23 protein-coding genes are annotated in these 22,783 nt (G+C 33.3%); 11 read left to right on the top strand and 12 right to left on the bottom strand.

Going from position 1 to position 22,783, the window contains the following annotated elements:
• Nucleotides 1-8: 8 nt before the first annotated feature.
• Both proS and ABWU33_RS05215 read left to right on the top strand, forming a co-directional pair.
• The gene (gene proS, locus ABWU33_RS05210; protein WP_250119936.1) at nt 9-1,268 is read left to right on the top strand and encodes a proline--tRNA ligase; all 1,260 of its coding nucleotides are present in this window, start codon (nt 9-11) and stop codon (nt 1,266-1,268) included.
• Nucleotides 1,265-1,639: a holo-[acyl-carrier-protein] synthase gene (locus tag ABWU33_RS05215; protein WP_007302804.1), complete on the top strand. Its 375-nt coding sequence runs from the start codon at nt 1,265-1,267 to the stop codon at nt 1,637-1,639. Before proS ends, ABWU33_RS05215 begins: the two co-directional genes overlap by 4 nt.
• A gap of 52 nt (nt 1,640-1,691) precedes the next feature.
• On the opposite strand, the gene ABWU33_RS05220 is transcribed toward ABWU33_RS05215, so the two are convergent.
• From ABWU33_RS05220 to ABWU33_RS05240, 5 genes are all read right to left on the bottom strand, one after another.
• A complete protein-coding gene (locus ABWU33_RS05220) occupies nt 1,692-2,426 on the bottom strand; it encodes a hypothetical protein (protein WP_264337483.1) in 735 nt (244 codons plus the stop codon).
• Between the two features lie 58 nt (nt 2,427-2,484).
• Nucleotides 2,485-2,874 carry a phage tail tube protein gene (locus tag ABWU33_RS05225; RefSeq protein ID WP_211908190.1) on the bottom strand — a complete coding sequence of 130 codons (390 nt, stop codon included), beginning with the start codon at nt 2,872-2,874 and terminating at the stop codon, nt 2,485-2,487.
• Nucleotides 2,849-3,250 (bottom strand): DUF3168 domain-containing protein, encoded by a 402-nt coding sequence (locus ABWU33_RS05230; RefSeq protein ID WP_250120432.1) that lies wholly within the window; start codon nt 3,248-3,250, stop codon nt 2,849-2,851. The genes ABWU33_RS05225 and ABWU33_RS05230 overlap by 26 nt, the downstream gene beginning before the upstream one ends.
• Nucleotides 3,251-3,557: 307 nt before the next feature.
• Nucleotides 3,558-4,088, bottom strand: a complete 531-nt coding sequence (locus ABWU33_RS05235; RefSeq protein WP_250119939.1) for a head-tail connector protein — start codon at nt 4,086-4,088, stop codon at nt 3,558-3,560.
• Nucleotides 4,089-4,190: 102 nt separating this feature from the next.
• A complete protein-coding gene (locus ABWU33_RS05240) occupies nt 4,191-4,484 on the bottom strand; it encodes a hypothetical protein (protein ID WP_353280497.1) in 294 nt (97 codons plus the stop codon).
• Nucleotides 4,485-5,180: 696 nt separating this feature from the next.
• Between ABWU33_RS05240 and dut the strand changes: the two genes are divergently transcribed.
• Nucleotides 5,181-5,642, top strand: a complete 462-nt coding sequence (gene dut, locus ABWU33_RS05245; protein ID WP_211908186.1) for a dUTP diphosphatase — start codon at nt 5,181-5,183, stop codon at nt 5,640-5,642.
• A gap of 102 nt (nt 5,643-5,744) precedes the next feature.
• On the opposite strand, the gene ABWU33_RS05250 is transcribed toward dut, so the two are convergent.
• Nucleotides 5,745-5,981 carry a hypothetical protein gene (locus ABWU33_RS05250; protein WP_353280499.1) on the bottom strand — a complete coding sequence of 79 codons (237 nt, stop codon included), beginning with the start codon at nt 5,979-5,981 and terminating at the stop codon, nt 5,745-5,747.
• Nucleotides 5,982-5,991: 10 nt separating this feature from the next.
• On the opposite strand from ABWU33_RS05250, the gene ABWU33_RS05255 reads away from it, so the two are divergent.
• The gene (locus tag ABWU33_RS05255) at nt 5,992-6,384 is read left to right on the top strand and encodes a hypothetical protein (RefSeq protein WP_246433190.1); all 393 of its coding nucleotides are present in this window, start codon (nt 5,992-5,994) and stop codon (nt 6,382-6,384) included.
• A 373-nt stretch (nt 6,385-6,757) separates the two neighbouring features.
• Here the strand turns inward: ABWU33_RS05255 and nusB are convergent, their stop codons facing one another.
• The 3 genes from nusB to yidC are packed head-to-tail and all read right to left on the bottom strand — an operon-like array spanning nt 6,758 to nt 9,355.
• Entirely contained in the window at nt 6,758-7,240 is a 483-nt protein-coding gene (gene nusB, locus ABWU33_RS05260) for a transcription antitermination factor NusB (RefSeq protein WP_211908184.1), read from the bottom strand.
• On the bottom strand, nt 7,240-7,668 hold the full coding sequence (locus tag ABWU33_RS05265) for a 6,7-dimethyl-8-ribityllumazine synthase (RefSeq protein ID WP_211908182.1): 429 nt from the start codon (nt 7,666-7,668) through the stop codon (nt 7,240-7,242). The genes nusB and ABWU33_RS05265 overlap by 1 nt, the downstream gene beginning before the upstream one ends.
• Entirely contained in the window at nt 7,646-9,355 is a 1,710-nt protein-coding gene (yidC, locus tag ABWU33_RS05270) for a membrane protein insertase YidC (RefSeq protein WP_250119942.1), read from the bottom strand. Before yidC ends, ABWU33_RS05265 begins: the two co-directional genes overlap by 23 nt.
• 113 nt (nt 9,356-9,468) lie before the next feature.
• Here yidC and ABWU33_RS05275 point away from each other — a divergent pair, with 113 nt between their 5' ends.
• The gene (locus ABWU33_RS05275; RefSeq protein WP_010401102.1) at nt 9,469-9,993 is read left to right on the top strand and encodes a TIGR02281 family clan AA aspartic protease; all 525 of its coding nucleotides are present in this window, start codon (nt 9,469-9,471) and stop codon (nt 9,991-9,993) included.
• A 5-nt stretch (nt 9,994-9,998) separates the two neighbouring features.
• On the opposite strand, the gene secF is transcribed toward ABWU33_RS05275, so the two are convergent.
• Nucleotides 9,999-10,871: a protein translocase subunit SecF gene (gene secF / locus ABWU33_RS05280; RefSeq protein WP_353280502.1), complete on the bottom strand. Its 873-nt coding sequence runs from the start codon at nt 10,869-10,871 to the stop codon at nt 9,999-10,001.
• Between the two features lie 157 nt (nt 10,872-11,028).
• Nucleotides 11,029-12,411 carry a chromosomal replication initiator protein DnaA gene (gene dnaA / locus ABWU33_RS05285; RefSeq protein WP_250119943.1) on the bottom strand — a complete coding sequence of 461 codons (1,383 nt, stop codon included), beginning with the start codon at nt 12,409-12,411 and terminating at the stop codon, nt 11,029-11,031.
• A 327-nt stretch (nt 12,412-12,738) separates the two neighbouring features.
• Here dnaA and ABWU33_RS05290 point away from each other — a divergent pair, with 327 nt between their 5' ends.
• Nucleotides 12,739-13,476: a glutamine synthetase gene (locus ABWU33_RS05290; protein ID WP_211908175.1), complete on the top strand. Its 738-nt coding sequence runs from the start codon at nt 12,739-12,741 to the stop codon at nt 13,474-13,476.
• Nucleotides 13,477-13,479: 3 nt separating this feature from the next.
• Here the strand turns inward: ABWU33_RS05290 and ABWU33_RS05295 are convergent, their stop codons facing one another.
• Complete coding sequence (locus ABWU33_RS05295) at nt 13,480-14,130, bottom strand: hypothetical protein (RefSeq protein WP_211908173.1); 651 nt, start codon at nt 14,128-14,130, stop codon at nt 13,480-13,482.
• Between the two features lie 161 nt (nt 14,131-14,291).
• Here ABWU33_RS05295 and ABWU33_RS05300 point away from each other — a divergent pair, with 161 nt between their 5' ends.
• The 5 genes from ABWU33_RS05300 (at nt 14,292) to ubiA (ending at nt 22,587) form a co-directional block, all read left to right on the top strand.
• Nucleotides 14,292-17,366, top strand: coding sequence for an efflux RND transporter permease subunit (locus tag ABWU33_RS05300; protein ID WP_353280505.1), 3,075 nt, complete (start codon nt 14,292-14,294; stop codon nt 17,364-17,366).
• Nucleotides 17,367-17,453: 87 nt separating this feature from the next.
• On the top strand, nt 17,454-19,007 hold the full coding sequence (gene nusA / locus ABWU33_RS05305) for a transcription termination factor NusA (protein ID WP_211908168.1): 1,554 nt from the start codon (nt 17,454-17,456) through the stop codon (nt 19,005-19,007).
• A 7-nt stretch (nt 19,008-19,014) separates the two neighbouring features.
• The gene (infB, locus tag ABWU33_RS05310; RefSeq protein WP_353280508.1) at nt 19,015-21,336 is read left to right on the top strand and encodes a translation initiation factor IF-2; all 2,322 of its coding nucleotides are present in this window, start codon (nt 19,015-19,017) and stop codon (nt 21,334-21,336) included.
• A 9-nt stretch (nt 21,337-21,345) separates the two neighbouring features.
• Entirely contained in the window at nt 21,346-21,696 is a 351-nt protein-coding gene (locus tag ABWU33_RS05315; RefSeq protein WP_006015187.1) for a ribosome-binding factor A, read from the top strand.
• A gap of 3 nt (nt 21,697-21,699) precedes the next feature.
• Nucleotides 21,700-22,587 (top strand): 4-hydroxybenzoate octaprenyltransferase, encoded by an 888-nt coding sequence (gene ubiA / locus ABWU33_RS05320; RefSeq protein ID WP_264337473.1) that lies wholly within the window; start codon nt 21,700-21,702, stop codon nt 22,585-22,587.
• Nucleotides 22,588-22,783 lie beyond the last annotated feature (196 nt).

A 22,783-nucleotide genomic window follows, 5' to 3' on the forward strand; every position in this document is an offset into this window, starting at 1 on the left:
TTTATCAAATGCGCTTATCTCAATATTACCTGCCAACTTTAAAAGAAACCCCTGCTGGTGCTGAGATTATTTCTCATCAATATTTATTACGTGCAGGCTTAATCAAGCAGACAGCATCCGGCATTTATTCTTGGCTGCCGCTTGGTCTTTTGGTACTTAAAAATATTGAAAATATTATCAGAGATGAAATTGGTGCGATTGAAGTGTTGATGCCTTGTGTGCAGCCAGCAAGTCTTTGGCGAGAGTCAGGACGTTACGATGATTACGGCAAAGAAATGCTGCGCATTAAGGATAGGCATGGGAGCAATATGCTTTTTGGTCCAACACATGAGGAGGTGGTAACTGATTTGATTAGAAATACGGTAAAAAGTTACAAAGATTTACCACTTTGTTTATATCAAATTCAGTGGAAGTTTCGTGACGAAGTAAGACCTCGTTATGGCGTTATGAGAGGCAGGGAATTTCTGATGAAGGATGCATACAGTTTTGATGTAGATTACGAAGGTGCACTGAATTCATATAATTTGATGTATACAACTTACATAAAAATCTTCAAACGCATGGGACTTACTCCAATTGGAGTTCGAGCTGATACGGGTCCAATTGGAGGAAATTTGAGCCACGAGTTTCATATATTGGCAAACACTGGTGAAAGCACTTTATATTATGACAATAAATTTTCTGAACTACTAGAGAGTGAAGATATTGAAAGTCTGAAGAGCATATATGCAGTTGCAGACGATATGCATGATCCTAAAATTTGTCCTATACCGCAAGAACAGTTAAATGTTAGTAAAGGTATTGAAATAGGGCATATTTTTTATTTTGGCGACAAATATTCAAAGCCTATGAAGGCAAGTGTTACTTCTCAAGATGGAAAAAATGTTAATATGCATATGGGTTCATATGGTATTGGAGTTTCAAGGCTTGTTGGCGCAATAATAGAAGCTTTCCATGATGATAAAGGAATTATCTGGCCAGAGGCAGTAGCTCCTTTTAAAGTTGGTTTGATCAATTTACAAACGAAAGTAACGGAGGCTGCAGATAAAATATACAAAGCTTTGAAAAGCGATGAAGTGCTTTATGATGATACGGACGAAAGTGTAGGAGTGAAATTTGCCAGAATGGATCTGATAGGCTTGCCGTGGCAAATAATTATTGGAAAGAAAGCAGTAACTTCAAATATAGTTGAAGTAAAAAATAGGGCAACTGGCGAGGTAGAGGAAATACAAGTTGAAGAAGCAATAAATCGCTTTAGCACAAAATGATATACGGTATTGGCACTGACATAGTATATATACCCAGAATATTGAGAATATCACAAAAATACGGGGAAAAATTTCTCAATAAAGTCTATACTAAGAAGGAGATAGAGATAAGCAAAAAATATAATAGCCAAGAAGTAAGAGCAAAATATTTTGCTAAACGCTTTGCTGCAAAGGAAGCTTTTGTTAAAGCGCTAGGCACTGGATTCAGCCAGGGAATTATAATGAAAGATATAGAAATATACAGTAATATCAGGGGAAAACCACATCTTGCTATCACAAAGGATTTCATCTCGAAAGACTACAAGATACACCTTTCTCTAAGTGATGATCAAGATTATGCTACTGCGTTTGTTGTAATTTGCGTTGAGTAGATATTGTTTAGTACATACGATTTCAAAAATTTTTTTGAAATTATACTTTGACCTACACAGATCGACCTTTCTGTGAATCCTGGTTTCTGCTTTCTTCAACTTGTTTTGCAAAAGACGTCTCTTGTGTATTCATATGTTGAAGTGGTTTAGCAATTTCGCGTACAACGGCAGTAACTGTAGTTAAAAACGCCTTGAACAGTCCACCTAAAACTCCACCAACTGCTTCTCTACCGTACATACGAGCTTGCTTTTCATTGTCATCAGCAGTTTCCCCTGCCCTCCTTCTTGGATCCATTCTATGAGCAATAACTGAAAACAACACCCCCCTAATTGAAGACTTCACTCGTGCTTTTGCCTTCTGAACATCTTCATCACTTGCTACTTCATGTTTTTCCCTACTATTCATTAGCTCCTTTTGTTGTTGAAAACTTAAGATCTCTTCCATCAGTTGTTTCTTTCTCTTTTCCAGAACTCTTTTCTTGGACTCTGATTTATCGCGAGTGTGTTTTGTGGTTTCAAGTTCTACATCAATATCCTCAGATGCTGCTTGGCTATATAAGGTTTCTATGAGCCTATCTATACTTCGCTTTACTTGCATAGTCCTTTCGTAACTATCTAAATTATCAACTCCTTCATCAATTTGACTTAAAATATCCTCGAAAGGTTTTAAATACTCTTTAAATTGCTCTTCGAGCTGATTTTCATTCTTCAAATTCCTTTCTCTTCTGTCATCGCTATTCTCTTCAACATTATCATCGCCTTCTTCGAAAAGATCCTCATCGTTCATAATTTTTTTTAGTTTATTCCCACTTATTATTATTGTATATGAAAAAATTAAATTAACACTAATGAAAAGTGTTCACAACTTCAGCACTGGCTAAAACTACAGTGAAGCTGTCAAAAGTGGCAGGATCATAATATCTCTCATACAATTCAACCGAACACCTGAGTTTTATCTTCTCCTTAGCATTAAAACTAATCTCATAATCATTATTAGAGTTTAACATTGCAGAATTACGCAATAATTCATCAGCCAATACTGAATTTAAAATGCCATTAATTTTTATTGTAATCTTTCTACTTCCAGCACAATCAAGCACTTTTCTCCAGCCAAAAGAGGAAATCTCTTTCATCTCCTCTTTGTTATTACGCAAAGTAAACCTTAAGTTTCGTATATTATTCAGCACAACAAAATTATTGTCATGACCTTTAATTTTCAGCTGTAATTTGCTCATCGCTACCTCCTTGTATTAAAATATCAAAATTAATTGTTGAATGTAAAACTTCATCATGCTGATTTATAGCACAATTACTTTCCAAAATGGTCTCACTACTAATGCTCTTTACCACCAAGCTAATATGCTTTATAGCAGCAAGCATGCTGCTTATATGATAAGTATATATGTCGCATGAAAATCTTACTTTTGTAGCAAAATTAGATAGCATATGCAGGTTAACATAATTTACTATGCGCAATCTCAGATAAGGAATAGTAACCTGCTTAGGCAGGTAATCATAGATGTTAGTAACATATTTCTTTAAATCAGAGTTTGCTTTTAATTCTGCATAAATACTATTATACAACTCATTTATAATTTGAATTTTTTCCATCTCACAGATACGGCTAAGAACATTGCAATTTGTAGGTACAACAGATGGTGTCATCACATGCCCAGACACTGGTTCACTTTATAATGATGTCATTCCAGTAGCTCTTTCTTGTCATCCCAGTGTCAAGCACTGGGATCCAGGAATTTTATTAAGTTGGTAAGCATAAAAGTAGCCGTTTTATTTTAAAATACAACGTTTTGATGATCATGAAAAAACTGGATCCCAGTGTCTGAGCACTGGGATGACATCGAAGGGGATACTCGGATGACACCATCTGTTGTATCTGCTATTGAATGACAAACAGGAACTACAAAACAACCTTTGGTTCGCGAAATGGAGAATACACCTTCTTCACTTCAGATAAATGGCTACTTACTTCTGATTCACGATTTTTATAGAGAGCAGAAACATGCTGTATAATACCTAGCTTTATTTGCTCAGGAACACTATCATAACCAGCTTCATATACAACATCAGCTCTTATTATGCTCAAATAATTGAAAAATTCAATATAGCTTCCTATATCACTAAAATAATAACTAAGTTTTCTATTCTTATCAGTAGCCAATATTATTTTATTCACAGGACCATAGCTTAAATAGATTCTACGAGGTATATAACCTTCATATGAAACTTGCCACGTTTGCTTTACTAGAGACTTTTCCATATGCCACTGAGCATAATCAGTTGCCATAAAAATAAAACTTGAAATCAACTTATCATCTTGATCATTTTCAATTCGTAAAAAAGATTTAACCTCTCCTAAAGTTACTGGAAAAGATTTAGGCTTAGACTTACGTTGTATATTTATGATTGGATACTTTAGTCTTGTTGACATAACAACCCTCCTTTTCTATATATAGCTAAAATAAGTAAGACTTATCCATAAAAAATCTTACTTATTTTAGTTATCACTTAATATTAAATTGCAACAGCAACTCTATCGTACAAGTATATTGAGAAGAGAACGTGTTAACGCTGTTTCTCCTTTTTTATTGATCAAGTTTACTAAGCCAGATTTTAGTAGATTGACATTCTGAGAATGAATGTTATTGAAAGTGGAGTTTATTTCTTTAGCAAGTAGACTGCGAAATTTCTGCACACTTTCATATGCGATATTTTCAAGTTCATGTGCAAACTTATCTTGAGCTACAGCTGATATGTCTTCAACTTTCTCGTTGAACTCTTCTAGCTTTCTTTCCTTACCTTTAAAATTTTTCGTAAAAGTTTTCATATTAATTGGCCTCAACTATTCTTATAATTATAATGACAATAAAAAGACTACCGAAGTAAAAAATTAGCACTACAATACTGCAAACAACAGCAGCACACCAAACCGGTTCACTTTATAGCGTAAATTCAAGTATGTCATTCAAGTAGCCCCTTTGATGTCATTCCAGCGCGTGACGCTGGAATCGAGTCTTTCAACCGTTGTGTTTTAGCATAAAGCAACTACTTTTGTGCTTACCAACCTAATAAAATTTCTGGATGCCAGTGTCTGGGCACTGACCATTTGCTGTCTTCAAAAATGAATGTTCGTACAATTATGTGTCACGTGCTGGAACATAAGGTGTCATTCAAGTAGCCCCTTTTTTCTCATCCCAGTGCCCAGACACTGAGATCCAGGAACCAGCGTCACGCGCTGGAAAATGACACCCTCTATACAAACGTACTGTTTTAAACGTTTTATAAGCCCGTTTCAGCTTATATTAGGTAGAAATTATTGTGAAGACATAAAGTGCACATAGCGGAAAGATTTATAAGACGCCAACTGTATAATACTTTTGTCGTTTAATCTGAACAGATTGAAGGTAATAAAACACTTTCAATTTTATAGTAAGGAAGCTGAAAGATTTGTCAAGTAGTTTTCTTACCTTTTACAGGTACAATTTACATGCTACAATCAAATTTTCATAACTAGTGAATAAAAATGCAAAGAGATAAAATTAAAGTAGAAATAAAAAAGTTATCACATGGCGAAAGCCTGCCTCTTCCCTGTTATGCAACTATGCAGAGTGCTGGTATGGATCTTTATGCTGCATTGGACGACTCTATTATTTTAAATCCACTTGAAAGGTTACTTATTCCAACTGGCATTGTGATTGCAATACCAAACGGTTTTGAAGGACAAGTTCGCCCACGTTCTGGGCTTGCTGCAAAACATGGAATCACTGTCTTAAATTCTCCGGGCACTATAGACTCCGATTATCGAGGTGAAGTTAAAGTTTGCCTAATCAATCTAAGTAATCAGCCATATGAAATAAAAAGAGGAGAGAGAATCGCACAAATCCTCATCACTCCTGTATCTCAGGTAATTTGGGATGACAGAGAAGAATTCTGCACAGAAGAAACCGTCCGCAATGAAGGGGGCTTTGGCTCAAGCGGTAGGTAGTTCATTATATGTAAGTTGACTGTATTGATTTTTTGATATATAATATTAATATATTATTAACTTATTTTAAGAGGAAATTATGTCAATTTAAAAAAAACACCGTCACAAAACAAACATTGCACTTGAAGCACTTACTTCTCTATGCGTCATAGGTGCAGTAACAACACTTTCAGCTCCATATTGGGTGTCTTCAACTTCGATTTTAGCGCCACTTGCAGTTTTTGCAGCTACACCACTTGGAATGAGTCTACTTGCAACTGTTGCCGTTGCATTGGTTAGTTTAGCAATATATTCCATCATCAAAAACAATAAAATATCTGAGCCTAAAACTCTGAACATTGTTATTATAATGAATAAAAAAGATCTATTTGTGAAAGTAAAAAATGAAGATTTTGAGTATATCAAAAAACACAACCAAAATAAGAATCAAGATGGCAGTGTTATCTCCGATGAGTATCTTATATATTTTAGCTTAGAAAGTAACAGTTACTACATTACTGCTACAAGTAAGGAAATGGATAACAATGATGGATTATTAAAGATAAATTCATTAGGAAGAAAAAATGATCAAGGTGAGTATGAATTAATAGATGAATATAGAAAAAAGTTAGAAACGTTAGGTTTAGGCGTTGAAGAAAATGGTCCTAAAGAACTCATCATTAAACTTGTGCCAAGCTCAATTATTAGATCACCAGAAATTGAGCAACAAGAGAAAGAAAGATCATTATCCAGACAAGTATAAAAGGGGTAGACTAAATAAGCCTGCCCTTCATTTTTTAGTGTTAGTTATTTAAGCTTATTATAGAAGCTGTCTCAAAGTATCCGTTCAGATGTATGACTAATGTGTAAATATCGAAGCAAAAGTGGTATCATCCCAGTGCTTGACACTGGGATCCAGTTTTCTTGATAAATTTACCAAAAGTGTTTCATTCTATAACGCAAAATCCATACTTACCAAACCGAATGCATTACTTGCAATCTCGATCCCAGTGTCAAGCACTGGGATGACAGAAAAAAGAGCACTGCCATCATATTGGATAACACCATTTATTTCTATAGCTGTCTTTTCTATCTTATTTTGCCACCCTACTGAACGAATACCTTACGAGAAGTTACTAAGGATTTTTATTTAGTCTGACTGCATCCTTTACCTTATCTAACAACCCATTAATAAAGCCAATTTTGTTTGGAGCATCAAGTAAATCAGATGCAATGTTAGTATATTCATTAATAACAATTGGTGCTGGTGTATCAAAATCAATTAACTCACATACTGCAATACGCAAAATAGATAAGCTTATAAGATTTAATCGTGAAAGTGACCAGCTTGGGTGTAAATAAGACTCTATTATTTTATCATATTCTTCACTGCTTTTTATAACCTTACATAACAAGTTTTCTAAGAACTGATGTTCAAATTCTTCACATTCAAATATATCTTTCAACGTCCTTATGTAGTCCTTAAGCTCACAATTTTCCAATTTAAAAGTGCTTTTGTTGTAACTTACAAAAATATTTGAATAAGCAATTTGTACAGCAAGAAATCTTGCCGTACTTCTTTTTATGCGCCACTTTTTATCTACTGGTTTTTCCTCCATTATTTTAATTTATTGTGTAGATCTATCATATGCAAAACAGTTGAGGCTGCATGGCCACCAACGTTCTTTTTATTTTTGTCAGCTCTAATTAGTGCTTTATCTTTGCTGCCAGCGGTAATTACGCCCATACCAAGGGGTATTGCATAATGCATAATAACTTCATTTAAGCCTTCGATTACTCCTTTACAAACGTATTTATAATGATCAGTTTCACCGCGAATCACGCACCCAAGAGCTAAATAACCGTCATAATTAGCATTCTTGCTTTTTACTGCAAAGAGAATTGTAGCTGGTATCTCAAATGCACCAGGAACTTCAATTATGTCATAGCTTGCATGACTTTCTTTTAATCTATCAACTGCACCTTCAAGCAAAAGGTTCGCTATTTCAGTGTGGTAAATTGAATTAACTATTAGTATTTTCGACATTCATCCCCACTTTTCTTGTTAAAAGCAACTTTATTAATGATTGTTGAACCAGAGTTATAATATTACTAAATATCCAATATATTACCAGGCCGGCAGGAAAAGAAGAAAAAATAAAGACAGAAATGTAAGGTAAAAACTTCATAACATTTACTTGAATATCATCTTTACTGGTTTGATCTTTCTCACTTAGCTTCTGCTGAATTATCATGGTAGCGCCGAAAATTATAGGTAAAATGCCTATAGAAATAGGAAAGTTATAATTAAACAACCCAAATAATGTAAAAATGTTTGTTGGATCAGAAGCTGAAAGATCCTTAATCCATAAATAAAAAGGGGCGTGTCTCATCTCTATAGTAACAAATAATACTTTATACAGAGCAAAAAATACTGGTATTTGTATGAGCATAGGGAAAATGCTCGACATTGGATTTACATTGTTTCTCTTGAACAACGCAATTGTCTCTTTGTGCTGCTTTAAGCTGTCATTTTTGTACAACTCTTTTATACGAGTTAATTCAGGCTGCAGGCTTTTCACCTTGAACATCGAAATATATGATCTATTAGATAAGGGAAGCATCAAAAGTTTGATTACTAAAGTTAGCAATAATATTGCTAAGCCAAAATTTTTCAAAACAAAGTTAAAATATTCAAGCAGTAAAAACACCGGCTTGGTTATAAAATAAAGAACACCAAAATCTACAGCCTTATCAAACAAAGGTATATTGAGAGTGTCTTTATAAGAATCAAGTAAATTCAATTTCTTTGCCCCAGCAAAAAAGTAGTTCAGAGTAGAAGCACTTGTACCAGGGAGTATGTGTGTGTAAGGTCTAACAAAATCTGCTTGAAACTTATCAATGTTATTAACATTCGTGTGTTTAATGCTCACATTTATTTTATCTGATTTCTCAGGTATGATGGCTGTAAGCCAGTATTTATCAGCAAAACCAAACCAATTTTTTCCACTCGTGCTTGCCTTTATTAAACGCTTCTTAGAAATATCCTTATATGTCCACTCCTCTAGCTTATTGTTAAATGCACCTAGTACTCCTTCATGTGATATCCAATAGGATTCGTTAATATTATCACGTTTACGATTGATTTTACCATAGGGAACCAAAACTACATTATCTTTTGTATTGTTTTCAATAATTTGCTCAACTTTAAACATGTAGTTATCGTCAAGGCTAATTTTCATTCTAAATAAAATGCCATTTTCATTATCCCAAAATAAATTGACCTCTTTTTGATTGAGTTTATCTGCTTGCCATACTGTTTTAGAATCTGGAACTTTAATCTTTTCATTCGGATCGAGCCACCCAAATTCTGCGAAATATACATCTTTTGATTCTGCAGGTGACAGTAACACCACTTGTGGAGAAGAAGAACTCGGTTCTAAGTGGTAGTTAGTTAGGATTAAGTCATCAAACCTTGCACCTTTCAGAGAAATTGATCCTTCAAGCATGTTATTGGTTAAATTAACTCTCTGTTCTCTAGTAGAATTAATAATTTCAGAACGATTTTGGTATATCATAGGAGCAAGGTCGTTAGAAGATTCGATATGTTCAATATTTTCAATCGATGGTTGGCTTTGGCTCGTGTTAAGAAAATTATCATAAATAATATGCCATAATACTATAATTAATATAGAAAGAATTGTTGCTAAAATTAAATTTTTTGCTTCTGACATGAAATTAAATCGAACATACCTCCTTAAAGTATATATTAAATATTGTACTAAAACAATAAAATTTACTTATTTTTAATAATAGCTTTTAACGCTAATCTTAAAAATTTACTCTTATGGCTTCAAATTTTAATAATATGAATGCAGCAAAAAATCTAGTTATTTGGCTACTGATAATAGTCATTACTGCAATGTTTATTGATTCACAAGGGGATAAACTAAGCAATAGGTTTCTGAGCACTTTTCTACCGTACAAAGGAAGGGTTCAAAATGGCGGAAGTATTGAATTTACAAAGTCATACGATGGACACTTTTATATTCAAGCTCAAGTCAATGATCGTAATATAACGTTTTTGCTTGATACCGGAGCAACTGATATTGTTCTATCGCAAAAAGATGCGTTACATGCTGGTATTAACTTACAAAACATTCAAGACTTTAAAATATATGAAACTGCAAAAGGTCAAATAAAAGCTGGAGTGGTTCAAATACCTCAAGTTAAAATAGGAAATTTTTTAATTAATGATGTGCACGCTAGTGTTAATACTCACTCTATGTCCCATTCATTACTTGGTATGAGCTTTTTGAGATATTTTCATTTCACTATTAGGGATAACAAGCTAATATTATATCGTAGTTAAACGTTCTATACTCTACTCAACGCTCTGCAGGTCAATATAGGAGCAGAGATAAATATTGCGGAACAGGTGCCGATTGCAATGCCAAAAGAAATGATTAAGCAGAAGTCTCTGACCACACCTGTACAAATCAGCACTAAAGGAAGAGCGGCAAGAAGAGTAGTACCTGAAGTTAACATAGTGCGAAATAGCGTCGAATTAATGCTGGCATCAACTACTTCACCTATTTTTGCATTTTTTCCACTTTTTTGATACTCTCGAATCCGATCATATATAACCACTGAGTTATTGATTGAGTAGCCAATTACGGTAAGGAGAGCTGCAACTGATGAAATATTAAACTCAATACTCGTTAAACTGATAAAGCCAAGAGTTAAAATCACATCATGGATCAGTGCCATTATTCCACCAAGTCCACACTGCCAGTTAAATCTAAGCCAAACATAAAAAAATATTCCAATAATTGCAATTAACATGGCTGATATCCCTTCAAATATCTGCGTTGAGCCTATTTGTGGACCAACATAATCTATTTTGCGATAAGTTACTAAATTACCTAATTTGCTCTCTAATATACTTTTAACCTTTTTAATTTTATCTTCATCTCCCTCATCTTTAAACCGCACAACTAAGTTATCACCAGCTTTTGAACTCTGTATCGTAAATCCACTCTCTTTTAATATACCGAGAATAGCATCATCCTTGCTTGAAGATTTTATCTCTATCAAAATTCCACCTGTAAAGTCTATACCCAAATTCATTCCACGCAGCATAAAAGTAAGCATTGAAAAAATGATAAGAATAACGCTAACAAGTGCTGTCAAATTTCTATATTTACTAAATCTTATATCAAGATTATCTGGAATAAGTCTAATTGCCATAGTTCCTACTTAAATTGTGATTTTATATACTTTTTAAGCAATCGACTAGCTATTTTCTCTTAGCTTATACTAATAATGATCTTTGATTTACTTAATCTACTTGAAAAAGATATTTGATCAAAAAAATGAAAACAGCCTGGTTGTCATTAATAAAGTGCTACTTAAACATCTTTTTTAATCGATTGATTTCATCAGCAAATTTTGGGTCAGTTCTTATGAAATTTTCCACTTGTTTGACTGCGTGTATAACAGTAGCATGATCTCTACCACCAAAATTTCTTCCAATATCTGGTAAACTTTTTTGCGTAAACTTCTTTGCGAAATACATAGCTATTTGTCTCGGCCTCGCAAGACTGCGAAGCCTTCTATTAGATTGCATATCTGCAACCTTTATATTGAAAAATTCAGCTATTTTTCTCTGTATTTCTTCTATTGTAATTGACCTATGATTTGACCTAAGAAGATCAATTAGGGTCTCACTAGCTGATTCTACTGTCATGCTTCTTCCAATTAAAGAGGTATGAGCAACCTTATTTAATGCTCCTTCTAGTTCTCTTATATTGGATTTTATATTCCTTGCCAAAAATTCTAGGACATCCTTTGGAACATACATATTCATTCGTTCCACTTTCGCCTGCAATATACCAAGTCTTAATTCAAAAGTTGTTTCATTAATATCTGCAACTAATCCCCAACCAAGTCGCGATTTTATTCTTTCTTCTACTCCATCAAGATCACTAGGAGACCTATCAGCTGATATAACCAATTGTTTATTTTGGTCTATCAATGCATTGAAAGTGTGAAAAAATTCTTCTTGTGTACTATCTTTACCACTGATAAATTGCACATCATCTACCATCAATACATCTACTGATCTAAATTGCTCTTTAAATAACATAATATCTTTGCTCCGCAGCGCCGTAATATATTGATACATAAATTTCTCTGCTGATAAATATACCACTTTTCTTTTTGCTGACGGAGAATTGACTATGTACCAAGCTATAGCATGCATTAAATGTGTTTTACCAAGTCCCACTCCACCATATAGAAATAAAGGGTTGCTTCCTGATATTGGATCTATAGATTCCGCTACACGCTTTGCCGCTGTAAATGCTAACTCATTTGACTTTCCTACCACAAAATTATCAAAAGTGAATCTGGTATCTAGTGGTGAACCAAGATTATGATTATTTTCCTCTCTATTTTTTAGTATCGTATTAGAATTTGAATTTCTTTCTTCAATTAATTGAATATCAATAGAACATACACTTTGATCTTCGCTTTGCCATAATGATAATATTTTTTCCATGTAGTGAACTGTAATCCACTCCTTTATAAATCTTGTTGGCACAGACAACAAAACTTCTCCATTTCTGTTGCTGATAAATCTTAGTGAACTCAGCCAGCTGTTATATGTTGCTTCTCCATAGAGATTATGGAGATAATTTTGGATTTTTTCCCAAGTAACATTGTGGTCCGTTACTGTAATAATCTGATCAAAAAACATAGTAGAAACCTTAGGGTTAGTTAAGTTCATATACCACACCAAGAAAGAACAATAATCAGAAAGATGCAAGATAATCAATAGCTTACTGTAAGATAAAAAGCTAACACTACTTAATACATACCTAAAATTATGAGGATTTTTTGACGAGTTGTAAAGAGTATAAAAGCACTAAAATTGATCATTTTTTTGAAATAAAAACAATCAATTTGTAAATGTCGCTTGTACCGAGGATTAGAAGTATGTTATTAAAAAAATAGTAATATATTATGTATAAATAAGATATTAAATTTACTGATAAATAAGTAAAGTACTTGTATAAATATAGCTGATTTAGTATAAATTTATTGAAGTAAATTTGTGATTATATTAAGTAATTTGAGTCATAATACTGTATTCGGTATTGAACTGGAGTTTTACACTGAGGGAATAAAAAAAGAATATTTATTTCTGAATAGCATCAAAAATAAAATAGCTTCTCTTGGATTTTTTTGTGAGAAAGAGAGTTCTTTAAACCAATATGAGATAAAAAGTGACTGTTATACGAGCTCTGATAATTTAATTATGCATTTTGAGTTGGCAAAACAATTACTTACTGAAGTAGGACAAAAACTTGGGGGTAATGTTTCTTTTAAAGCAAAACCTTATTTGGATAGAGCAGGCAGCGCACTAAATGTACATGTTAGCCTCATGGATTCAAATAATCATAACTTATTTTATGGCAATAAGCAAAAATATAGTGACCACCTGATTCACAGCATAGGTGGATTATGTGCAATGATGAAAAAACATATGCTATTTTTTGCTCCAAATGATGATTCATATTTAAGATTTCAGTACCCAGATATTCATACTCCAACTACGATTAGTTGGGGAGTGAATAACAGAACTGCTGCGATAAGAATTCCCTATTTTGGCAACGATTCCAAAAGATGCCGCCTAGAGCACCGTGTTCCTGGAGCAGATTGTAACCTTGAAAAAGTACTCACAGCAATAATTGAAGGTATAGTTTTTGGTATAGAGAACAAAATTGCTCCGCCAAATAGAGTGTATGGCATTGCATCTGATCCTCAATATAAGATGGAGAGTTTGATATAGCAACTACCTGTTAAACCCTAACCCATTAAACTCCTTTGAGGTAATTGGCCATTCTAGCACTTTCCTCACATCATTATTTACATTCCCATACTGTAATAGCAAGTCTGCAGCAGATAGTTTCTGCGTACTTTTAGATGATCCAAGCCCTATATTGGTAAGGTTGCTCGGTGGCTGCTCAGGAAGTGGATTACCAAGTGCATCCATGTGTTTAGGTAAAGGTTCCATAACAATATTTGTAGCACTAGAAACGAAATGACTATCTGTAGTATCAGCACTTTTAGAAAGTGAATTACCTTTGAAATCCATATGTTTAGGTAGTCCATTTTTCATTTCTTCTTCTGCTCTTTTATTTTTTAATTCTTCTTCTAGCTCAGTTTCAGTTCTTTTTGGTTCTTTTACGGTATCTTTTTCTTCACCTTCATCAACACTGCTATACCCTTCATCTTCTGACATATCATCAGTTTTAACAGACTTAGGTCTTGCTTTATTAAGCAATGAAAGTAATGCGTAAGTAACTGCAGCAGCAGTAACTATAATGGCTATCTTTGCAGCAATGTGAATCACTGTCAAAAATACTAAAGTTGATGAAACACCAACCAACCCAGATACGATCATTTTATTCTTGCCTTCTGTCACACTTAAAACTGCTACCATAATAATCCCTCAAATACCATACTAAAGTCATATTATATAGAAATTTTCTTACGCTTGCAAAACTGTAAAAATTTTAATCATTTACATAAAGACATATAAGGATTAATTAATATATAATTTATCTTAGCTATAATATGATATAAATACGTATAATGTTTGGCATGAAAAGCTTACTTGTAGAGAGGAATAGAACAGTAATATTATTGCTTATCGTGATTTTTACCTTCGGCTCATACACTTATATAAAGATGCCAAGAGAAAGCAATCCTGATATACAGATTCCTATAATTAGCGTATTTGTTGGGTTTCCTGGTATTTCTGTCGAGGATAGTGAAAAGTTATTAGCTATTCCAATAGAAAATGAACTAAGGTTCATTGAGGGCGTGAGAGAGCTAAAGGCACTTGCAACTAATGACGGTGCTCACATGATAATTAAGTTTGGTACAGAATATGATAACAAAGAAGTACTTGATAACGTCCGTTCAAAGCTTTTAAACATAAAATCAAAATTACCTATTGAAGCAGAATCTCCGATAATCAATGAAATAAACTTGAGCTTATTTCCGATACTAAACGTTGGCTTGATTGGTAATTTGCCGGAAAGAGCTTTAACTGAAATAGCACTCAAACTAAAGAAAGAAATAGAATCTCTGCCAAATGTTCTTAAAGTTGAAGTGGCAGGTATGCGTAAAGAAACAGTGGAAGTTATAATTGAGCCCACAGTTCTAACAAAATATAACATTCAATCAAATGAGATATTTCAAGCTATATCAAACAACAACAGATTGGTAGGAGCTGGATCACTAGAAAACGATACCGGTAAATATTCGATTAAAATATCAGGGTTATTAAAAGACATAGAAGATATTATGAATATTCCTATTAGATCTCAAAGTGATGCAGTTTTGAGAATCAAAGATATAGCAAAAGTATACTTTGGGTTTGAAGATCACCAAGGATTTGCTCGTATTAATGGACTACCTAGCATTGTACTAGAAATTTCAAAACGTAATGGAAAAAACATAATAGACACGGTAAATCAAGTAAAATACTTAATGGACAAAGCAAAAGATCAATTACCTGAAAATTTAAAAGTAGTTTATTTGAATGACCAGTCAAAAAATGTACGTGATGTGCTTGAAGACTTGGAAAATGGTATAATATTTGCCGTATTACTAATACTAACCATAATAATGCTCTTTATGGGAAAAAGGGCTGCTATTCTTGTTGCACTATCAATACCTGGCTCCTTTCTCATAGGAATAATGGCTCTTTACCTAATGGGTATTACTCTAAATATAGTTGTGCTCTTCAGTCTAATTATGGCAGTTGGGATGCTGGTTGATGATGCAATTGTAATCAGCGAATATGCTGATAGAAAGATGATTTGTGGGATGGATAAAGTAGAAGCCTTTTGCACCTCAGTTCATGATATGTTCTATCCAGTTTTATCATCAACATTAACTAAATTAGCAGTGTTTTTCCCTCTGTTACTCTGGCCCGATACAGTCGGTAAATTTATGCAGTACATACCAATTACAATAATTCTAACTTTAACTGGATCGCTAATTATGGCTTTGGTTTTTATACCAACACTTGGTGCAATATTTGGTGAACCTTCAATAACTTCAAAAAAAGAAATAATAAGAATGAGTGCTATAGAAAGTGGTGAGGTAAAAAATACTGGGCTTATAATAAGAACTTATGTACGTATGTTAGAGAAAGTCTTAGATCACCCCAAAAAATTTGTATGTGTTGTTGTATTTGTTTTATTTTTGTCTAGTATATTATATTTTACTTTTGGTCCTGGATTAAAGTTCTTTCCGAATGTAGATTCAGATAACATTTTAATCAGCGTTAAAGTAAAAGAAAGCTTATCAGCCAAAGAACGAGATTTGATACTTAAGAAAGTAGAAGAACGTATTTTGGGTGTTAAAAAAGAAATTTATGTTTTTTATGCTCGATCAGGAAAATTTTCAGACAACGTTATTGCCAAAATTCAATTGGAACTTGTAGATTGGCGCTGCAGGCGCAAAGCTAAGCAAATACTAAATGATATAAGGAGTAGTGTACAAAACATAAAAGGAGTAATAATTGATGTACAGGAACAAAAGTCAGGACCATCAGCTGACAAGCCAATACAAATTAACTTAAGCGGAAGTGCATCCAACTTGAATTCAGTAGCAGAGAAAATCCTAAAAATTATGGACCAACCTTCATCTGGATTTATAAATATTCAAGATAGTAGATCAGCACCTGAAATAGAGTGGAATATGAGTATTGATAAGAGTAAGGCTACAAGCTCTGGAGTAAGTGTTGCAACCATCGGTGATTTTATAAAGATGGTTACAAATGGAGTATTAATTGGAAAATATAGACCAAATAACGCAGATGAAGAAATTGATATTGTACTACGCTTTCCCAGAAAGAATCGCAACATGAAAACTATAGATAACCTTTTTATCAATACAGCAAATGGACCATATTCTATGAGTAGCATAGTGAAATACGTTCCCGAAAAAAAGGCAAACAAACTAAGTAGGATTGATGGATCACGCACAGTAACAATCTCTGCTGACGTTGATACTGGCTATCTTGTTGATGAAAGAGTTAAGTTCATTCAAAATTCGATTACTCAAGACTGTAGTAAAGGAGTAAAGATTGATTTCAAAGGTGACAAGGAAGATCAACAAAAATCAGGAGCATTTTTATTAAAGGCTTTTATATTAGCAATTACATTGATGATATTGGTGCTAGTGGCACAGTTTAACAACATATACTATACATTTATCGTAATGACAGCAGTGTTTTTATCAACAACATGTGTATTTTTCATTTTCTTTCTTATTCAGAAAGTTTTTGTAGTTGTCATGTGTGGAGTGGGGATAATTGCTTTAGCAGGAATTATAGTGAATAATAATATACTATTGCTTGATGCCTTTCATCAGCAAATTAAGGTGCGCAAAAATAACATTAAGCAATGTATAATAAACGCTTCAATTTCTCGCATCAGGCCAATACTACTTACCGTTGCAACTACAGTTCTTGGTTTAATACCGATGATTACTAGGTTAAATATCAGTTTTTTTACGCTACAAATCACATATGATGCTCCATCAAGCCAGTGGTGGGTTGATATTTCAGCAACCATAGCAAGTGGAATATTGGCTGCAACGGTCTTAACTTTATTCTTTACTCCGGCATTGCTTATCATACAAAGACATGAAAAAACTTGACTTAAATTAGCAATCATTTAACATTTAAGATAGCGTTCTTTACCTGTTGAAGCTATAATTATAACTAATTAAATTGGATTTATTTATATGATTGCTAATCGTAAAAGCAGTGTTAAGCAGAAAAGCAACAAGAATAACATAGTTGGAAGCCTTGATGTAATAAAAACAGCGGGAGAGCTCTCACTTCAAAAAGGTTTGGATTTTAATATTATAATAAATGCACTTAAAAGTGCTATCGAAGCAGTAGCTCAACAAAAGTATGGTAGCAAAAGTAAAATTGTAGTTAATATAGATAGAAACACAGGCAAAGTTACCTCATATAGACAACTAAAAGTCATTAATGATGAATCAAATGAAAATGAGTGTGACTTAATTAAGTTGACACAAGCTAAGTTAATAAAAGAAGATGCAAAAGTTGGAGATACTATTAGTGAGTTGATTTCTCTTAACACTGATCTTGTTTCAGCAAGAATTGCCCAGCAAAAGATTTCTGAAATAATCAAAAATGAAGAGTTAAAAAAGCAATATGAGGAATTTAAAGATAAGGTAGGAGAAATGAGGTATGGCATCGTTAAACAAGTAGAATATTCAGATCTTATTATAGACATAAACGGAATTGGAGCATACCTCCCTTTACGAAACTTAATTGGTGGTGAGTCATTTCGTGAAGGCGATAAGGTTAAAGCTTACATACAAGCTGTTAAGCGCTCTGACGATGGACGTCAAATCATTCTTTCTAGGACTCATGAAGGCTTTTTAGAGGCATTGTTGAATCAAGAAGTACCAGAAGTTGCTGACGGATTGATAACAATTAAAGGTATAGCTAGAGACGCTGGTTCAAGATCTAAAGTTGCTGTTTTTTCATCTGATAAGAATATCGATCCAGTAGGTGCTTGCGTTGGAGTTAAAGGAGATAGAATAAAAACTATTATACACGAATTAAACGGTGAAAAAATCGACGTCATACATTACTCATCAGATTTGGGTCAATTTGTTATTAAAGCCATTACTCCTGCAGAAGTATCAAAGGTCATTATTGACGAAAATGAAAATTGTATAGAGTTAATAGTTGCTGAAGATCAATTGAGTTTAGCTATAGGAAAAAAGGGTCAGAATGTAAGATTAGCTTCAGAGCTTGTTGGATGGAAAATTGAGATATTAAGCACTCAGCAAGAATCAGAAAGAAGAAATAAAGAATTTAGTCAATGTTCAGTTTTATTTGCTGAAGCTTTAAACTTAGAAGAGATTATGGGCCAATTATTGGTAACAGAAGGTTTTTCCAGTGTAGAAGATATATCTAACACTTCAATTAAGGAACTTGCTTCAATAGAGGGCTTCAATGAAGATATTGCAAATGAACTTCATAATAGAGCAAATAATTACCTGAAAGCAGAGAATGATAGAAAAATAGAAGAGCTAAAAAATTTAGGTATGGAAGACGATGTAATCAACTTAGCCTTATCAATAGATAATAAAATTGCTCTTAGTAAACATAATATTAAAACTTTAGAGGACATAGCAGATTTATCAAATTATGAGTTTTGTAGCATAATCTCTTCCTCAACTAATAATAAAGAAAATCTAAAAGATACAGCAGATTTAATAATCATAGAAGCACGTAAAAAGCTTGGATTAATATAAAAACAATATGAATAATGAAGATATCAGTAATAAAAAATTAACCCTACAAGGCTTAAGCAAGCTTAAATTAGACATTAATTTAAACTCTTTAGATAGTCAAAGTACTGGTACTACAATAGTAAAAAAAAGAAGAAAAATTCATTCTGCAGAAGAATATAGTTTATTTGACGAGAGTAAATTAGGCTCTTTAACTGAAAAAGAACAAATTTCCCGCATTAATGCTGTACAGAATGCTACTTTGCTGAAAGAAAGGAATCAGAGAGAACAAGAAGAGAAAATAAAAAAAGAAGAAAGCAATCAAGAAGCTGAAGATAAAAATGAATCACACTCTGTACCTAAAGAAATAAATAAGGAAGTTTTAAGTAATACTAACTCAGTTGAACAAAAAGAAGATAGTATTGAATATGAGAACAATGATAAAAAGTCTTTTAAAGCTAGCAAAGATATATACTCTAAGCATTCTAAGCTAGTAATTACACAGGCAATAGATGAAAGAAATGAACACCTCCCTGTATTTAAGCAAAAATTTGGTATAAGAAGTAAACAATCAAAGTTTACTAAGGGTAAAAATATATCAAGAGAAGTTATTATACCAGACAAAATAACTATCAGAGAGTTATCTATTCGTATGGCAGAAGAGAGCAAGAGTGTGCTAAAAATGCTCAAAGAAGAAGTTGGGGAGAGCTATAGAGTAGATGATCTAGTAGATCCAGATATAGCATGCGAAATAGCAAAAAAATTTAGTCATACTGCTAAACGAGTAAGTGATGCTGATAAAGAAAAGAATTTACTCTTCATAAGCAACAGAGAAAACTTACCTAAAAGACCAAAACCACCTATCGTTACTTTTATGGGACATGTGGATCATGGTAAAACATCATTGCTCGATGCATTTCGTGAATCTAATGTTGCAGAAAGAGAGTCAGGTGGAATCACTCAACATATAGGTGCTTATCAATTAACGACAAAAAATAAGCAAAAAATTACTTTCATTGATACACCAGGGCATGAGGCGTTTACTGCAATGCGTGCACGTGGTGCCAATATTACTAATATAGTTGTGATAGTAGTTGCAGCTGATGATGGAATCATGAAACAAACAGTTGAAGCAATAAATCATGCAAAAGCAGCAAATGTCTCTATTATAGTTGCCATTAATAAAATTGATAAATCACAACCTGGCGATGTAGAAAGAATAATTAATAGTTTGCCTCAGTATGACCTCATCCCCGAAGAACTTGGTGGTGATGTTATAATTGTGCCAGTATCAGCAAAAAAGAAAATCAACTTAGATAAACTAGAAGAGGCAATTTTATTAATTGCTGAATTAATGACGCTAGAAGGAATAGAGGATTGTCGAGCACTTGGATGGGTGATAGAGTCGAAAATAGATAAAGCTAAAGGAATATCAGCTACATTAATAGTTGAAGAAGGAACATTAAAGATTGGTGACATATTGATAGTTGGTACAACATACAGCAAAGTACGCAGTATGATTAATCACCTTGGTCAAAGAGAAAAAGCGGCACTACCTTCTACTCCAGTTGAAGTTACTGGTTTAAATGGTGTACCAAATGCTGGAGATAAATTTGTTGTTGTAAACTCTGAAAGGCAGGCTCGTGAAATTGTTGAATACAGGTTAGAATTAATCAAGAAAAAGAAAGAAGATTTAGACGACAATAATTTAGATATATTCAGTCGTAATGATAGTGAAACAGAAGAACTATCTGTAGTTTTAAAGTGCGATGTCACTGGTTCTATTGAAGCAATATCAAGCTCAATTGATAAGCTTGGTAAAGACCAAGTGAAATTAAATATTCTACACAAAGCAGTAGGAGGAGTAACAGATTCAGATGTGCTGCTTGCAGAAGCATCAAGCGCAGTAATTTTAGCTTTTAATGTAAAAGTGGATTCAAAAATAAGAGAATTAGCAAAACAAAAAGGTATAGAAATACATACTTACAATATAATATATGAGCTTATTGAAGACATGAGGATGTATCTAACTAAAATGTTAAAGCCTGTTACACGAGAGGTTCGTGTTGGTTCTGCATCTGTAAGGCAAATATTTAATGCATCCAAAGCCGGTAATATAATCGGATGTTATGTCACTGATGGAGTTATAAAAAAAGATTCTTTAATTAAGGTAGTACGTGGCAGCAAATTGGTGCATGAAGGAAAGTTAAAAGCACTACGTAGATTTAAAGATGACGTTAAAGAAGTAGGTGTAAACTTTGAATGCGGAATATCGCTAGAGGGTAATATCGATATTAAAGTTGGAGATATTTTGGAAGCTTATCAATTAGTGCAAGAAGAAAGGACGTTATAGTAGTTGAATATGAAAAAGGAAATTAGAAACCTAAAAGTAGCATCGGTATTACATAGGGCAATATCAAAAGTCTTAATGGAAGGTAATGTTCTTAATGAAAAAGTAGTAGTATCTGATGTAAAGCTAAGCAAAGATTTGAAGAAAGCAGATGTATATATTGTGTTATCTTCATTAAACATCCAAAATGATAATGATGATATCAGCACTGTTGTTAATGAAATGAACCAATCTGCATGGTCAATACGTAAATCTATATTATGTTATGTTGATTTGCGATTTATACCTGAGTTAGTTTTTAAGCCTGATTTAGCATTCGATAATTTTGTCAATGTAAGCAAAATATTACATAATCACACTTAATTAATGTATTTCAACCATTATTTCTCATTAATGAGAATACACAGTTTAACAGGTTTATGGCTTGTGCTATTTTCTAGCTTAAGCGGCATTCTTTTAGCCTCAACTTCTCTATCGTATCAAGCTCTTTTTCTCCTTGTTTTGTTTACTATAGGTGCATTTTTAATGAGACCCGCAGGATGCATAATCAATGATATCTTCGATAGAGAAATAGATGCACACGTTGAACGAACAAAATACAGACCACTTGCAAGTGGTGCATTAAACATAAAGCAGGCTTTGGCTTTACTTTCACTGTTACTGTCTATTGCCCTGGTAATCTTATTATTAACCAATAAAACTACTCTTATACTTGGAATAATTTCAATGTGCATGATAGTTATCTATCCCTTGCTAAAGCGTTACGTTTGGTGGCCACAATTATTTTTAGGGTTTACTTTCAACATGGGATCACTCATGGGTTCAGCAGCAATAACAGACCAGATTAGCATAGAATCCTTGCTATTTTATATAGGATGCGTCTTTTGGACGCTTAGTTATGATACTATATACGCTCATCAAGATAAAAAAGATGATGAGAAATTAGGAATGAAATCTACTGCATTATATTTTGGCAATACAACAAAATCTTGGTTGAAAAGATTTTATTTAATATCCTTAATGGCATGGTTGTACGCTGGTATACTATCATCATTAAATAACATCTTTTATATTGCTTTACTTGCCATAGGATTCATATTTCACCACCAACACAAAAATTTCAATCCAGACGATTCTAATCAATGCATGTCCATATTTAAAAATAATTCCCAGATAGGACTCCTGCTCTTTTTCGGTATCCTTTTAGATAGAATTGTAAATTCTACTTTTGTATCCGTTCAGATGCATGGCTAATGTGTAAATATCGAAGCAAAAATGGTGTCATTCCAGTGTCAAGTACTGGGATGACAGAGAAAGCATCATATTGGGATGACACCATTTATTTCTATGGCTGTCTTTTCTATCTTATTTTGTCACCCTGCTGAACGGATTCTACTTTTTAGAACATATCTTGAAAGAAAATCAGGAAGATAATATGATAGGATCAGTA

It is taken from the genome of Wolbachia endosymbiont (group B) of Cyclophora punctaria, assembly GCF_964028235.1.
GTDB lineage: Bacteria > Pseudomonadota > Alphaproteobacteria > Rickettsiales > Anaplasmataceae > Wolbachia.